The 14,848-nt window shown below is 39.8% G+C and carries 12 protein-coding genes and 1 pseudogene; 3 read left to right on the top strand and 10 right to left on the bottom strand.

The annotated features are described in order from the left end of the window. Positions 1–7 precede the first annotated feature (7 nt). The 7 genes and pseudogenes from MLC44_RS05410 to MLC44_RS05380 all read right to left on the bottom strand — a co-directional run bounded on the left by MLC44_RS05410 (position 8) and on the right by MLC44_RS05380 (position 6,932). Positions 8–1,785, bottom strand: a pseudogene (locus MLC44_RS05410) (nickel-dependent hydrogenase large subunit). After that, positions 1,785–3,020: a hydrogenase small subunit gene (locus tag MLC44_RS05405; protein ID WP_151900575.1), complete on the bottom strand. Its 1,236-nt coding sequence runs from the start codon at positions 3,018–3,020 to the stop codon at positions 1,785–1,787. Before MLC44_RS05405 ends, MLC44_RS05410 begins: the two are co-directional and overlap by 1 nt. A gap of 135 nt (positions 3,021–3,155) precedes the next feature. Continuing rightward, positions 3,156–4,457, bottom strand: coding sequence for a nickel-dependent hydrogenase large subunit (locus tag MLC44_RS05400; RefSeq protein WP_434658746.1), 1,302 nt, complete (start codon positions 4,455–4,457; stop codon positions 3,156–3,158). Further along, the gene (locus MLC44_RS05395) at positions 4,435–5,340 is read right to left on the bottom strand and encodes a hydrogenase (protein WP_434658744.1); all 906 of its coding nucleotides are present in this window, start codon (positions 5,338–5,340) and stop codon (positions 4,435–4,437) included. Before MLC44_RS05395 ends, MLC44_RS05400 begins: the two co-directional genes overlap by 23 nt. Beyond that, the gene (locus tag MLC44_RS05390) at positions 5,318–5,914 is read right to left on the bottom strand and encodes a TetR/AcrR family transcriptional regulator (protein ID WP_151900578.1); all 597 of its coding nucleotides are present in this window, start codon (positions 5,912–5,914) and stop codon (positions 5,318–5,320) included. The genes MLC44_RS05395 and MLC44_RS05390 overlap by 23 nt, the downstream gene beginning before the upstream one ends. Positions 5,915–5,985: 71 nt before the next feature. Continuing rightward, entirely contained in the window at positions 5,986–6,504 is a 519-nt protein-coding gene (locus tag MLC44_RS05385) for a thiamine phosphate synthase (RefSeq protein ID WP_434658743.1), read from the bottom strand. Next, the gene (locus tag MLC44_RS05380) at positions 6,504–6,932 is read right to left on the bottom strand and encodes a hypothetical protein (RefSeq protein WP_434658741.1); all 429 of its coding nucleotides are present in this window, start codon (positions 6,930–6,932) and stop codon (positions 6,504–6,506) included. Before MLC44_RS05380 ends, MLC44_RS05385 begins: the two co-directional genes overlap by 1 nt. A gap of 259 nt (positions 6,933–7,191) precedes the next feature. Between MLC44_RS05380 and MLC44_RS05375 the strand changes: the two genes are divergently transcribed. Genes MLC44_RS05375 through MLC44_RS05365 form a run of 3 tightly spaced genes read left to right on the top strand, consistent with a single transcriptional unit; the run spans position 7,192 to position 10,234 of the window. Further along, a complete protein-coding gene (locus MLC44_RS05375; protein WP_434658739.1) occupies positions 7,192–8,124 on the top strand; it encodes a flagellar hook-length control protein FliK in 933 nt (310 codons plus the stop codon). Then, on the top strand, positions 8,121–8,378 hold the full coding sequence (locus tag MLC44_RS05370; protein WP_151900584.1) for an EscU/YscU/HrcU family type III secretion system export apparatus switch protein: 258 nt from the start codon (positions 8,121–8,123) through the stop codon (positions 8,376–8,378). Before MLC44_RS05375 ends, MLC44_RS05370 begins: the two co-directional genes overlap by 4 nt. Positions 8,379–8,437: 59 nt before the next feature. Further along, positions 8,438–10,234 (top strand): EAL domain-containing protein, encoded by a 1,797-nt coding sequence (locus tag MLC44_RS05365; protein WP_434658737.1) that lies wholly within the window; start codon positions 8,438–8,440, stop codon positions 10,232–10,234. Here MLC44_RS05365 and MLC44_RS05360 read toward each other — a convergent pair. Genes MLC44_RS05360 through MLC44_RS05350 form a run of 3 tightly spaced genes read right to left on the bottom strand, consistent with a single transcriptional unit; the run spans position 10,224 to position 14,784 of the window. After that, positions 10,224–11,243 carry an aldo/keto reductase gene (locus tag MLC44_RS05360; RefSeq protein ID WP_151900586.1) on the bottom strand — a complete coding sequence of 340 codons (1,020 nt, stop codon included), beginning with the start codon at positions 11,241–11,243 and terminating at the stop codon, positions 10,224–10,226. The two genes, MLC44_RS05365 and MLC44_RS05360, sit on opposite strands and share 11 nt — an antisense overlap. Next, positions 11,243–13,966 carry a DNA polymerase I gene (polA, locus tag MLC44_RS05355; RefSeq protein WP_434658736.1) on the bottom strand — a complete coding sequence of 908 codons (2,724 nt, stop codon included), beginning with the start codon at positions 13,964–13,966 and terminating at the stop codon, positions 11,243–11,245. Before polA ends, MLC44_RS05360 begins: the two co-directional genes overlap by 1 nt. Next, positions 13,963–14,784, bottom strand: a complete 822-nt coding sequence (locus tag MLC44_RS05350; protein WP_434658735.1) for an HDOD domain-containing protein — start codon at positions 14,782–14,784, stop codon at positions 13,963–13,965. The genes polA and MLC44_RS05350 overlap by 4 nt, the downstream gene beginning before the upstream one ends. Positions 14,785–14,848 lie beyond the last annotated feature (64 nt).

The following is a 14,848-nucleotide window of genomic DNA, read 5'->3' as shown; positions in this document are numbered from 1 at the left end:
GTTCTCCTTAGATACTGCAACCGGTATCTATTTTATAGACACCGAGTTCCTTACCCTTTGTATCAACAACATGCACTGCACACGCGATACAAGGATCAAAACTATGAATGGTACGTATAATCTCCAGAGGCTGTTCGGGATCAGCCACCTTTGTACCGATAAGTGCTGCTTCGTATGCTCCCAAACGGCCTTTGTAATCCCGTGGTGCAGCATTCCATGTTGAAGGCACTACTGCCTGATAATTTGAAATTTTTCCGTTTTCTACTCTCACCCAGTGACCGAGTGCTCCGCGAGGTGCTTCGGCAAGTCCCATTCCTTTTGTCTTCACACTTACTTTGTCAAAATCAAACTCTGTCCATGTTCGCAAATCTCCGCTTGCAGCATTTGCAGCCAACTCATCTACCCACTCAACCATAACATCAGCCATAAGCTCTGTCTCAATAGCACGGGCTGCTGTACGTCCGACTGTACTAAAGAGTACCGCTGTCGGTAAATTACCGCGTTTTAAGAAGTTCATGACATATTTTGTTATTCTCTCATCTTTTTTGGCAACACCGACAACCATACGTGCCAAAGGTCCGACTTCAACACGGGTATCATTATAAATCGGAGACTTGATCCAGGAGTATTTCTCATCAGTTTTAAGGTAGGCTATGCCATCCTCTTTTTTATCAAGTCCGGTATATTCCGGAATGGTTGTACCATCATACGGATGTTCGGTTTTCCTGTACCTGCATACCATGAGTGTGTAACATCTTCTGCAATTTTTTGCGGATCAACATCTTCAACTTTTGACAAATCACCACCATAAACCAGTCCGCTTGGAAAAAGTGTTTTTGCCTTGTAAAAACCGGTATCATCAAGTCTGAAATCACCATAGGTCATATAGTTAAGCAGACCTCCGCCGGTTCCGCCGACACCTTTGCCCTGCATAAGTTCAGTAAATGTTGCTTTCGAATCCGTTGCCTCATCGGCATACATTGTTCCAGCCATATAAACATCCGGAAGGTAGGCCTGCTTGACAAACTTTGTGGTATCTTGCAAAAGCTGTTTAAACAAAGCAATTCTTGCAGGATTTTGAATATCCTGCACACAGGTCACCCCACCGACAACTATAGACTGAGGATGCGGATTTTTCCCGCCAAATATAGCCTGCATTTTTGCCATATCTCTTTGAATATCCAGTGCTTTGAGGTAATGCGCAACACCAATGAGGTTTTGTTCCGGAGTCAGTTTATAATGTTTGTTCCCCCAATAGCCATTCCCGAAAATTCCAAGACGGCCCTGTTTGACAAACTTGGCTACTCTCTCTTGGACCTCTTTGAGATCTCCATATCCTTCATACGGGACTGTTCCGGCTACTGCAGCCCATTTTTCTGCTTCTTTTGCCGCTTTTTTCGGATCTGCCGAGAGTGCTGAAACAACATCCACAAAGTCAAGTGCATGCAGGTGATAAAAATGCACCAAATGGTCATGCATATAGAGTGCCCCCTGAATAAGGTTACGCACCAAACGCGCATTTTTAGGAACAGTAATGTCAAAAGCATCTTCTACAGCCTCAATACTTCGCTGATAATGCGTTCCCGTACAAACACCACAGATACGCATAGCCAACAATCCCGCATCGCGTGGATCACGGCCTTTTAAAATTGTCTCAATCCCTCTAAAGAGTGTTGAGGAAGCATATGCATCTACAATTGTATTGTTCTCATCTATAATTGCCTCTATTCTTAAATGACCCTCGATTCTTGTTATAGGGTCAACTACTATATGTTTCTTTGCCATTATGCTTCTCCTCCATCTTCTTTCTTCCCTGCTACTGCACTGGCCACGGCATGAATACCTATACCTATACCCGCTGCGGTCAAGAGTCCCAAACCAAACTCATCAACAGTTTTTTCTACACCGCCGGTAGGTGCTTTAATTTTCGCATCTGCCATTGGTCTCTCATACGCATATTTATCCCAGAAATCCGGTTCTGAACAGCCGATACATCCGCGGCCCACACCAACAGGCCAGTTCACACCCTCGTTATATCTCACTATAGAACAGTTGTTGAATGTCATTGGACCTTTACAACCGACTTTGTAGAGACAGAAGTTGTTTTTTGCACCCTCGTCACCCCACTCTTCCACATACTCACCTGCATCAAAGTGTGCCCGTCTTTCGCAGTTGTCATGAATTCTATAACCAAAAGCAAACTTCGGACGAAGCAGGGAATCCAGTTCCGGAACCTGTCCGGTTAGGATGTAGTGTAAGATAACCCCTACCATATTTGCAGGATTGGCAGGACAGGCAGGAATGTTGATAAGAGGTTTGCCCTGTATGACATCCATCACACCTACCGCACCTGTCGGATTTGGAGCAGCCGCAGGCACTCCTCCAAAAGTCGCACAACTTCCGACTGCAACAACAGCAGCTGCATGTTTTGCCACACGCAACAAGTGGTCATGCATAGTCTCACCGCTTGCACCTATAGTTCCAAACTGTCCGTTCATACCAAGCGGTACCGCTCCCTCAACAAACAGAAGGTATTTGTCTTTGAAAGTCTCCATCGCATCTTCAAGCTGTTTTTCAGCCTGATGTCCTGCAGCAGCCTGAAGTGTTTCATGAAATTCCAAAGAGATGATATCAAGCACAATTTCATCAATTTTCGGTCCGTCTGAACGCAGTAATGCCTCAGAGTTTCCGGCACAGTCTGAGAGTTCCAGCCAGATAACAGGCGCTCTGTTCATAAGCAGCGCAGCGTCAGCTACAAGCGGAGTAAAAGAAGCCGGAAGCATAAGCATACCGGTTACTGCACTTGCCCACTTTAAAAAATCCCTTCTCTCGATTCCCTGCATCTCCAAAACATCAGTAATGTCCAATCTGTTATTAATCGGTTGTTGCGTCTTTAACTCTTCAATACGGGCTTGACACTTCTCAAACAGCTTTTCATAATAAGCATCCCCTTTGTTTGTCTCAACGCGTGCACTTTTTGATGTAAAGAGTTTTTTTACACCTTCAATTCTATCCGCCATAGCTGACTCCTTCTCTATAAATGAATAATCATTCACTATCTTACAAAAGAATAACTTAAACAAATATAATATTTATTAAATTGAACTAAATTTATATTTTTCTTATATGGTTTTAGAACTAAACAGCTGTCTGAACTAGTGAGTAGTACACACAGAACAGACATCAAAAGTGCGAAATATGAATTTTGCATCTGCCTGTGAGCAATGCAGCATTGCCTGTTGTGCGGGGGAAGGATTTTCTTTTGTAGCGCTTGCTATATTGTACTGTGTCGGAGTGATGATTTCATAAGACTTTATAATACCCTCTTTTATTTGTACTCTGTGAATTAACGGTCCCCTGGGTGCTTCCACAACACCTTCTCCCGTTCCTGAGATGTTTTTAAGAGGAATAGTCTCTCTACAGGATGCTTCACTGATATTTATCTCATCTAAAAGTTTTTTACAAAACGCAAGAAGGTGTGCAGTTTCATAAATGCGTGCCATAACACGGGTATAGGCACTGTCTTTAAATCTTCTGTGCATATTTTTTATGAGTTTAAACTCTTTTGCCATGCAACGTGCAAGCGGACCTGTTTCGTAAAACTGGTTTTTATAAAGCGCATTTTTTGCATAACTCTTCTCATCCGGCGTATAGGCATCCTGTGTCTCTACATATCTGGAAGCTACCTTGAAAAGCTTCGTCCCTTTTACTTTTGCAGCATGAGAAAACTCATGTATGCCTATACTTAAAAATGTATCTTTTGCATGACCTTTTTTGTGCATCTCCAAATCTATCAATAACTGCTCAATTTTTGCAAAATCACTCTCAAGCGGTGCAAAGTCTTTACATGATTCAAAAGATAAAAACTCCTCAACACTCACGCCTAAAGTCTCTGCTTCAAAATACTCTGTCAGTTTTTGCAAATGACTTTTTGCCTTTGTAAGGTCCACATAGGTAAAATCACTTGTAATTCCTCCGGGAACCATATAAGAGGAATGCGGCCACTGTCCGGCAAAAATTGCCAGGATTTTTGTTGCCAAAGAGGCTCCGTAAGCTCCTTTAAGCGGAGTATTGAGCAGTTCTTCGGACTTTGAAAGTTCTTTGAGATGCGGCACAAGCACCAAATATATCCATTTCAGATGGTTTTGAATAATTTCTAAAACCAGTGTTATTTCACGTACCTTTGCTGCTTTGTTTGTTATCTCAACAACAGAATCGCTGTTTTTATAGGCATCTTCTATTGCCCGCACACTTGCCAAAAGATGGGAATGCCCGCAAATACCACACACTCTTGGGGTAATTACCAAAGCATCCATAGCATTTTTGCCCTCAAGCATCTTTTCCATACCTCTGAAATGTGGAAAGGCTATGGTTACAAAATCGACGATATTGCCTTTCATATCAAAATAGAGCGAGGCTTCACCCTCTATCTGTTCAAGTATTGTTTTTGTAATCAATCAGAGGCTCCTCAAGTCGTTTTATATGGAATGTTTTTGCAATACCTGTTACAGTCAGGTAGGCTCTCTTTGATACACCGACAGGAGCATCTGCCGGTATGGACATATTTGTTTTTGTCTCAAAAAGATTTGTTCTTGGAAAGTCACTCTCTGTACAGCCAAAACAGGGTGTTCCCGATCTTGTTTTGGAGTTCACACCATTCCAGAGAATTGTATTGCATGATCCGTGTGTCATCGGTGCACGACAACCCTGCTTGTAAAACAGGCAGCCTTCTTTTTCTCCAAAATGGTTTGCATCCACTTTCCACTCAAAATATTCGTTTCGTGTGCAGCCGTGATGCACCAGGGAGCTGTAAAGTTCTTGTGGTCTGTGCTCTTCATCAAGAACAATCTTGCGCCTGTCAATAATCATATTCAGTGTGAAACCCAGCCACTCCGGATGAACCGGGCACCCGGACAGGTTGATTATTTTTGTATTATATTCCTGCAGAGGACCGTTTTTTTCTGCTTCATTAAAAAGTATACCGGAATTTGTCTGGGGAGAAGTTGCCTTGAATATGCCGCCAAAACTGGCACAGGTACCGACTGCTATAATGTATTTGGCATTTTTTGCATAGTGGCGGAGTATTTTGTCTACAAAAACACCTGCCCTTTTTAAAGACGGATCATATGCCCCTTCAAATATCAAAACATCACAGCCTGTTTTGCACTCTGCCATTTCGCTTAAAGCGTATTTTGAGGGTAAAAGGGGATGCTGTAAAAATTCTGTCTTTTCTAAAAGTTCGCCTAAATAATCCAGATTTAAAAAAGAGTGGGCATTCCCGTTACATGTAAGGCCCTGCAGCCAAAAAACCTTTAATTTATGTTCTTGTTTTGAGTGCATTATAAATGTTCTCAGAAATTGACTGTTTATAATCATCCAATGGTTCAGGAAGAATTTTCTCACCGTAAAGAAATACCATACCGCCCAGATAGCCCATGAAAAGCCCAAAAGCTGAGAAGAAATCCTGATCATGCAACTCACCTGAAGCCACACCCTTTTCAAAAAATATCATCATTTCCGTAATAAAAGGAGAAACACATATCATTCCCTCGCATCCGTCTTTAAACACTTCCCTGTTTGAAAGATAGACACGCAAAAAATATTCTATCATTTCCGGCCGCTCTTTGGCCGTATCAAAATACATGGAGACAATTTTTTCAATTTTTTCCTGTGTGCTTATATCACTCTCATTGATAGCACGGATATTTTTGCCCAAATATTCAGAGATATACATAATGAGTTCTTTTGCCAGAATATCTTTTGAACTAAAGTAGTTGTAAAAATTACCGACACTCATACCGACTTTTTTTGCTATGTCAGGAATGGTTGTAATATAAAATCCGTTTTCAGAAAAAAGTTCCAGTGCCGCAGAAATTATTCCGTTTTTACGCTCTTCTTTTGTTGTTCTTGCCATACTCTTCCCAATAATTATATTTTCTGATTATAGCACCTTATCAGTGTAAGTGCAAAAATCATCTACCTAAATCAGCCTAAAAAGTAACGTATAGAAGCAAAGCCGTAGACCTTTGTTTCACTTATCGCATCAATCTGCTCTTGCGTGACAATCCCGCCAAGGGCAAAAATTTTGACATCTGTCATCCCTGCTATGCTTTGTAAATCCTGCACACCTTTGGGTTCACCCTTGTCCGGAGACGAAAATACGGGACTGTACGTCACATAATCAGCTCCCATCGCCTCGGCTACATGTACTTCATCATGCGTATGTGTGCTGATGATGACTTCAAGCCCCAGTTCTTTTGCCTTTGGAATATCATCAAACTGCTGGGATGTCAAATGCACACCATCTGCACCCAATTCCTTAGCCAAGTTATAATCTTGATGCAAAAACACCTTGAGTTCGTGCAGGGGCTTGCACATCTGTACAAAGTTTTGTGCTTCTATGGCGTAGTTTTCATTCTTTTTGTCACGGTAGAGTGCAAAATCAGGCATATATTTTCTGAGTTGAAAATAAGAAGGAGCGGATGTTATGAGATACTTTTTCATTATTTTTTCAACAAAGGATTTTGAAAATCTATTTTCTGCACATCCACATTTTTTGCATAACGCTCTGCCATTGCACTGACATGATAATCCAGCCTGTCAAGCAAATAAAGTTCTGGTTTTGTATATTTTGCTTTTGCCTCTTCTATATAATTTTGTAAAAATGCCAAAGCTTCTGTTTCATCTTCAAACTTTATCTCGGCTATCATCTTTTGTATCATCTCATATTCATCCCCGCAGGCAGACAAAAAATCATAACTCAAATCCATAGTTTTAAGGTTGTGATGTGCTTTGGAAAATGCAAAATTGTTATACAGCATACAGCCTACAAAGTATTCAATATCCGAGGGTTCATACTCCGAATACTGATTTGCTTCTTTTGCAAAATGTTTATGCCAGATATCTAAAATCTTTTCTATTTTTTTATCCATTTTTTCTCTCTCTGTTTTTTATAATTTTTGTAAAAGTTCTTATGTTTTCGGGAAACGATGCTTTCGCTTCGTCTTTTAGGCTTTAAAGACTAAAGCCTAGATTAAAACCTCACTACCCTTAAGTTAAGCATTTTTTGGAACCGGTACTTCAGTGCCGGCTGTTGCAATAATCTTGCCACTCTCAGCCGGCACTGAAGTACCGGTTCCGAGAAAACATCTGTTTTTTGCGTATTATACTCAAGTATGATAAACTTATACTATGATAAAATTAAACAATGCCTCCTCCAAACAGTTACATGTAATCCTTCCAAATACAAACAAAGCATTGGCGGAGGTGTTGAAAAATGCCTCGCCTCAGGAGATGCAGACGCTGACACAGTCAAAAGATTTGGGCTCCGTCTTAGAAGCTTTATTGCAACGCTCTGTCAATTCAACAGCAAAACAGGATAAACTTTTGCTTGATTTGCTGCAGAACAATCCGACACTGAAAAATTTGACAAACATAAACTCGACACTCAAAGAACTCTTACAGACCTTACAACAGAACAAAAATCCGCTGCCCTTGGAAAAAACACTTGAAGGTTTTTTAACAGATATCAAAGAGATAAACCCAAAAGAGCTAAAAACAAAACTGCAAAATTCCGGTATTTTTTTAGAAGCAAACATAAAAAATTCACAAAACCCAAAAGAACTTTTTTCATCGGACTTGAAGGCTGTTCTTTTGCAAACCCATGAAGCATTGACGAATTCATCACAGCCAAATAAACACGAAATACTCAAACATATAGATAAACTTCTGCTTCAGATAGATTACAGCCAACTGCTTTCGCACCTGGAAAATGCCTCATCGCTTTATCTCCCTTATGTATGGGATGAACTTGAAGAGGGGAATATAACTGTAAAAAATGCAAAAAACAATAAATTTTTTTGCGATATCCATCTACAACTCAAAAACTACGGAGAGCTTGACCTGAGACTGGCACTTTTTCAGGACAATCAACTCAGTATAAATATCAGTACCCAAAATGAAACACTGAAATCTCTCCTGCAAAGCAATCTGCAAAACCTGAAAAAACAGCTTTTACATGTAAACATCCTGCCAAAAGAGATTCGCTTTGTTAACATACATCAAAATGATTATGAAAAACAGATAAATGACGACCTGGAAATGGGATTTGAGGTAAAAGCATGAAAGAAAAAGCAGTCGCACTCAAATACAACAAAGAAAAAAACCAGGCACCTCTTGTGAGTGCCAAAGGGGAAGGCAAAACAGCACAAAAAATCATTCAGCTTGCCAAAGAAAACGGTGTTCCTCTCAAAAAAGACGAAGATTTAGTGGAACTGTTGTCCAAGGTGGAACTTGACAAAGAAATACCTCCGCAGATGTATAAGGCTATCGCTGAAGTTTTTAGCTTTGTTTATTCAGTTACAAGAGAAAAATCATAAACAAATTAAGCGGTTATATGATATTGTTATCATATATTTAATTTCTGGGAAGGTCAATTGTGGAAGAAGAGCTTACATGTAAAAACTTAAATGAAATACAGCTTGGTCAGCTTCATATCACTCCAAAAGAGTATGAAAAAATTCTTGACATTCAAAGTGCTGTTTTAAATAAACTGTCACTCAATGACGATTATGAGGATATCCTTCAGCATTTATGCCTGTTGACAGAACATCTGTTGCCAAATTCTGTCGCATCCATTATGCTTGTCAACAAAGAGACCGGTTTTATGAGTGTACTTTGCGCCCCTTCTATACCTGATTCAGGACGAAAATCCCTGGAAAATCTCAAACCGGGACCCGGTGGCGGCTCTTGCGGCAATGCAGTCTTTCACAATAAGCCTCAGTATGTTTTAAATACATTTAAAGACAAAAGATGGGCTGATTTAAGACAGGTTGCCTATGATTACAATCTCTGTTCCTGCTGGTCCATGCCAATTGTCGATGAAAACAACAAAGCCGTCGGAAGCTTTGCCCTCTCCTCTTTTGAACATCGACTGCCGACGCCTTTTCACAAAAAACTTCTTGAAACAGCCGCATTTATTGTTAATATTGTATTAAAAAACAAAGAAATAGAGAACAAAATACAACATATGCTTTATTATGACAGTTTAACAGGACTGCATAACAAAACATATATAGACAAATTATTGAATGACACTCAGGAACATACTCTTTTAATTCTCGATATCAATAATTTCAGCTATATCAACAACACTTACGGTTTTTCTGTAGGCGACGCACTGCTCACCAATGTTGCAGATATCTTTACAGCAAAACTGCAATATCCGAAAATATGCAAGCTTGAAGCAGACAGGTTTGCCATTATTTTACATGCAGATGCCAATGTGGAACAAAATGTTAAAAAGATACAGGAGTATTTTTACACCTATGAACTGCTTATAGATTCCATAGCCTTGAATATCTCTTTTTCCTACGGAGCTGCCACGGGCAGCACAAACCTTTTTAAACATGCGATTATCTCCTTGAAACATGCAAAAACAAGAGGCAGAAGTGCTCTCTATATTTTTGACAACAAGGAAGAAAATATTTTTTTTCAAAAAAGAAAAGAGTTTATAGAGGCAAATAATATTTTGCACAATGCCCTTATTTCAAATAATATTGTTCCTTTTTTTCAGGGTATACGGGACAACAGCACCGGTGAAATTACAAAATTTGAAGCACTTGCCCGAATAAAAACAGAAAAAGAAATTTTTTCTCCCTACTTCTTTTTGAAACCTGCCCACTCCTCCGGTCTTCTGCCGGAAATCACCAAAATCATGATAGACAAAACTTTTGAAATTATGTCACATAATGAGTATATCTTTTCAATAAATCTTACAGAAGATGATTTGACACGTCACTATATTCTGGATTATTTAAATGAGAAATCTGCCAAATACAGTATAAACCCTTCCCGTGTTATTTTAGAGATACTTGAAGGCATCAGTGCAAGCGGAAAGAAAAACCATATCCAACAGTTAAATGCTTTAAAAGAAAAGGGATATGCCCTTGCTCTGGACGATTTTGGTATTGAATATTCAAACTTTGAAAGAGTCTTGGATCTTGATATAGACTTTTTAAAAATTGATGCAAAATATATAAAAGACATTGACACCAATCCAAAAAGTTATGAAATCACCAAAGCGATTGCATTTTTTGCAAAAAATGCCAATATCCCCTGTGTAGCCGAATTTGTACACAATGCCAGTGTGCAAAAGATTGTTGAAGACCTGGGCATTGAATACTCACAGGGATATCATTTCAGCAAACCCAATCAAACACTTCCTAGCCCATAGGATATAAAATTTCCTGATGCACTTTATCGCAGGCGTCAAGCACTTCCTGTGAAAGTTCTACATCCATTGCCGCCAAACTTGCATCAAGTTGTGCCGGTTGCGTGGCACCTATAATAGTGGATGCAACAAAAGAAAACTGTTTGGACCAGGCAATTGCCATAGTTACCGGATCAAGCCCTGCATCATGCGCTATTTTTAAATATTTTTGCGTCGAAGCGAGCGTCTTGTCATTAAGAAATCTTTGTGCCATGGCTCTTTGTCTTGCATTTTTTGATTGTACATACGTTGCAAATCTTCCTGTTGCATTATTTGTCTGATTGTATTTGCCGCTCAAGACTCCGCCTGCAAGCGGCGAATACGGCAAAAGCGAAATCTGCTCTTTTTCACAAAGCACAGCAAGCTCATCCAAAAATCTTCGATTCAAAAGAGAAAAATTGTTTTGAATGGACTCAAATCTGGCATATCCTTTAAATTCGCTTGTCATTAATGCTTTTGAAGTACCGTAGGCCGTATCGTTGGACGTTCCTATATAACGCACTTTACCGCTTTGTACAAGTCTGTCAAAGGCTTTAAGACTCTCCTCAATCGGCACTACGGTATCCGGCCAGTGCATCTGATACAGATCTAGATAGTCAGTCCCCAAACGTTTGAGACTTCCCTCAACCGCCTTCTCAATATGAAAACTGTCTATTGCTGTCAGTCCGTGACGAACAGGCGGAACAAACCAACCGCTTGCAGCCCCTGCAACCTTTGTAGCAAGTATAACACTCTCACGCGGTTTTGTTTTGAGCCATCGGCCTACGATCTCTTCTGTCACTCCTGCAAGTTTGGCAGAAGGAGGTACAGGATACAACTCGGCTGTATCAAAAAAATTCACACCTGCTTCATAGGCTTTGTCCATTATTTCAAAAGCAGCCTTCTCATCAGGTGTCTGTGTCCCAAAAGTCATAGTTCCAAGGCATATTGGACTGACTCTCAAGCCTGTTTTTCCTATATATCGAAACTCCATTATTTTAATTCTCCCCAGTTATCCCCGATATTTAAACTTGCCCGCAGAGGTATTTTGAGTTCTACAATATGATCCATAATATTTCGGAATCTCTCTCCGAGTACATCAACTTCTTTTGCATCAACTTCAAAAATCAGTTCATCATGAATTTGCAGTAACATTTTAGCCGGCAGTTTTTCCTCATTGATAATAGTATGGATTTTATTCATACTGAGTTTTATAATATCACTCACACTTCCCTGAAAAACAGTGTTGACCGCTTCTCGTTCATAGGCAGCCTTGTACATCGGTGTGGCGTTTTCATAGTCAAAATAGCGTCTGCGTTTGAGTAATGTTTCTACATATCCCTGTTCTTTTGATTTTTCCACTATAGAACGAAAGTAGGCTTTAACTGTCGGAAAGGATGCAAAATACTTCTCTATAATTGCTTTTGCCTCTTTTGTTGGAATGCCCAGAGTATCTGAGAGTTTTTTCTGCCCCATTCCATATAAAAGTCCAAAATTAACGGTTTTTGCTATGTTTCTTTTTGCTTTTGCTTCCTCTTCACCGAATAATACCACAGCCGTCTGTAAGTGAATATCTTTGTCATGCATAAATGCATCCACCAAAACAGGATCCTGTGAAAAATGCGCCAAGAGGCGCAGTTCCATCTGCGAGTAATCAATACCAATGAGTTTTTTGCCCTCACCGGCTACAAATGCTCTACGGATTTTTGCACCCAGCGGTGTTCTTGTCGGAATATTTTGCAAATTCGGGTTTTTTGAGCTCAGTCTTCCTGTTGCTGTACCGGTTTGCACAAAAGAGGTATGAATTCTATGGTGTTCATCCTCATCCGCCAATTTTAAAAGCGGGTCAATATAGGTAGAGTAGAGTTTATGAACCTCACGATACTCCAGTAGTTTTGGGATGACGGGATGCTTCTCTTTTAAAGAACTGAGCACTTTTTCATCTGTAGAGTAGCCTGTTTTTGTCTTTTTTCCCACAGGAAGCCCGAGTTTTTCAAAAAGTATCTTGCCGAGTTGCTGTGTTGAATTGATGTTAAACTCACTCCCCGCAAGTTCATAGATACTTTTTGTCAAGTGTTCGAGTGTCTCTTTTACCTCAACCAAAAACTTTTCTAAAAAGGCTGTGTCGACTTCTATCCCCTCCTCTTCCATTTTCAAAAGTGTATGAATAAACGGAATTTCAACTGTTTTTGCCTCTTCTATGAGGTGTGTCGCATCCTGGAGTTCCAGTTTTTGTAAAAAGAGTTTATAGAGTTTTCGTGTTATAAAAGCGTCCTCTGCAGCATACACACAGGCATCATCAAGTTCCACGGTAGAAAAGTTTTCCCCTTTTTTTACCGTATCTTTGAAATGCACCATTTCATGCCCTAGGAGTTTGTCAGAAAGTTTGTCTAGGCTTAAAGCAGATTCCGGGTTAATAAGCCATGCCAAAATCATACTGTCACAATATACAGGCAGCTCTTTTTCATCTAAAAAACGTAAAACAAAATGCAAATCAAATTTTATGTTATGACCCACTACACGAGAGTTGAAAATACGGCGCATAGCACTTCTGGCAACCTCTTTGCTTACCTGATCAGCCACACCCAAATAAAAATGCCCAAAAGGAACATAATAGGCTTCCTCATCATTAAAAGAAAAGCTAAAACCGACAAGTTTGTTTTTTATATAATCCAGTCCCGTTGTTTCCGTGTCAAAAGCAACGAGTGTATCTGCATCGAGTTTGTCAAGAACCTTGTTCAACTCTGTTTCGTCTGTAAGCAGTGTCGCTTTAAAATCCAGTTTTGAAGCTTTTTCCTCACAGGACTCTTGTAGTTTTTTGGCGCTTTCCTGACGCTCGGGGCTGACCATGTTTTTTGCATGAAGCGTACGCAGAATTGCATTTTGTTCATATTTGACCAGTTCGTCATATATATTTAAAAACGGATTTTCCACATCCATTTTATACTCTTCAAAATCAAAGTCTTTGCAGTCAAACACATCAGGATGCAAAGTTACCAACTCTTTTGACATATAAGCCTGTTCTTTTGACTCTATGAGCTTTTTTTGTGTTGCACCCTTGATTTCGTCTATATGGGCATAAATATTATCTAAAGAACCATACTCCTTTAGCAGTTTCTCGGCACCGACTTTTCCTATGCCTTTGACACCGGGAACATTATCCGCACTGTCGCCGAGAATTGCCTGATAGTCTACAAACTGCTTGGGTGTTACGCCGTATTTGTCATAACATGCTTTTTCATTTACATATTTTCTTTTAATAGCATCGACAATGACTACTTTGTCATCATCTATGAGCTGGTAGAGGTCTTTGTCATGGGAAACAACTCTGACTTTGTAGCCTTTTTCTTTTGCACACTTGACTACTGTCGCTATAATATCATCCGCTTCAAAACCGCTCTTGCCGAGTGTTTTGTATCCCATCTTGTTTATCCACTCTATGGCAACGGGAAGCTGTTGTGTGAGTTCCGGTGGCGGCGCACTTCGGTTTGCTTTGTAATTGACATCTATTTCATTTCTGAAAGTATCGCCTTTGGAGTCTATGGCAAAGATGATATAGTCACTGTCGTGCTCTTTTTGCAAACTCGAAATAAAATTGGTAAAACCAGTTAAAAGTCCGGTCGGAAAACCGTCTTTTGTACGTAAATGCTGAGGAAGTGCGTAAAAACTCCGAAAGAAAAATCCGAATGTATCTATTACTGTAACTGTTTTGCTCATGAAGAAACCTCTGCAGCATCAAGCATATCATTGATTGCCTCTTGCAGTATGCTTGAATCATAACCGGTATCTTTGGCACGTTTGAGCCCAAAATTTATTGTCTGCTCTGACAAAGGATTATTAACAGGAATGACAGTCTTGACTATATTCAAAGCAGCAGCATATTCCTGTACCTCTTCCGGTGCACTCGAAGGATTGTCCGCATAACGAATCATTTCAACAAATTCTTTCTCAAAACTCCAGTGCTCAAAGATTTTTGCTGTTACCTGAGAACTTGTCACTTCTACATATGCTTTTTCCAGCTCTGCCAAATTGTTGGAATGTTCTGCTTCTGATTGAAAACTCATACCCTCATCTTCCTGGATGACATCACTTGCTATCAGAATTTTTCCTGTTTCTTGCAAAAATGCAGCCAAATACAATGTATCAGCCTTTTGTTTATCTATCTTTGCATACCATTTACGCATAAGCGTTGCCTGCATACTGGAGATTTCTGCAAATTTCTCACTTGTTACTCCGTAAGGTTGCATATCTACATTTAAAAGTTTACGCACAGAGTTTCCAAGCGCAATAGAGCGTGTCATGCTCATACCAAAAAGTGAAACAGCCTGTGCAACACTTTTAATCTCTCTCCCAAAACCATACAAAGGAGAATTGGCATGTTTAAGTAAATTGGCAACTATCATAGGATCACGTTCCACGACCTTGACCAAGTCACCGACACCTGCCTCTTCATCCGCATAAACCCGGTTAATGTCAATAATAGTTTTTGAAAGAGGAGGAAGCGATTTTATACTCTCAATAATTGAGCTCTTCATAAAATAAGCCTTTATTTTTCTTTTATTATAACATATTGTGCTAAAATGTTTTTAGAGCAAATAC

It is taken from the genome of Sulfurimonas sp. NW9 (assembly GCF_051132275.1).
Classification (GTDB): Bacteria; Campylobacterota; Campylobacteria; order Campylobacterales; family Sulfurimonadaceae; genus Sulfurimonas; species Sulfurimonas hydrogeniphila.
This window is presented reverse-complemented; position numbering and strand designations above follow the sequence as displayed.

Bases quoted from the DNA above. Each gene is read 5' to 3' on its own strand.
- MLC44_RS05405 (WP_151900575.1), bottom strand. From the start codon at position 3,020: ATGGCGGATAGAATTGAAGGTGTAAAAAAACTCTTTACATCAAAAAGT.
- MLC44_RS05395 (WP_434658744.1), bottom strand. From the start codon at position 5,340: ATGCACTCAAAACAAGAACATAAATTAAAGGTTTTTTGGCTGCAGGGC.
- MLC44_RS05390 (WP_151900578.1), bottom strand. From the start codon at position 5,914: ATGGCAAGAACAACAAAAGAAGAGCGTAAAAACGGAATAATTTCTGCG.
- MLC44_RS05385 (WP_434658743.1), bottom strand. From the start codon at position 6,504: ATGAAAAAGTATCTCATAACATCCGCTCCTTCTTATTTTCAACTCAGA.
- MLC44_RS05380 (WP_434658741.1), bottom strand. From the start codon at position 6,932: ATGGATAAAAAAATAGAAAAGATTTTAGATATCTGGCATAAACATTTT.
- MLC44_RS05375 (WP_434658739.1), top strand. From the start codon at position 7,192: ATGATAAAATTAAACAATGCCTCCTCCAAACAGTTACATGTAATCCTT.
- MLC44_RS05370 (WP_151900584.1), top strand. From the start codon at position 8,121: ATGAAAGAAAAAGCAGTCGCACTCAAATACAACAAAGAAAAAAACCAG.
- MLC44_RS05360 (WP_151900586.1), bottom strand. From the start codon at position 11,243: ATGGAGTTTCGATATATAGGAAAAACAGGCTTGAGAGTCAGTCCAATA.
- polA (WP_434658736.1), bottom strand. From the start codon at position 13,966: ATGAGCAAAACAGTTACAGTAATAGATACATTCGGATTTTTCTTTCGG.
- MLC44_RS05350 (WP_434658735.1), bottom strand. From the start codon at position 14,784: ATGAAGAGCTCAATTATTGAGAGTATAAAATCGCTTCCTCCTCTTTCA.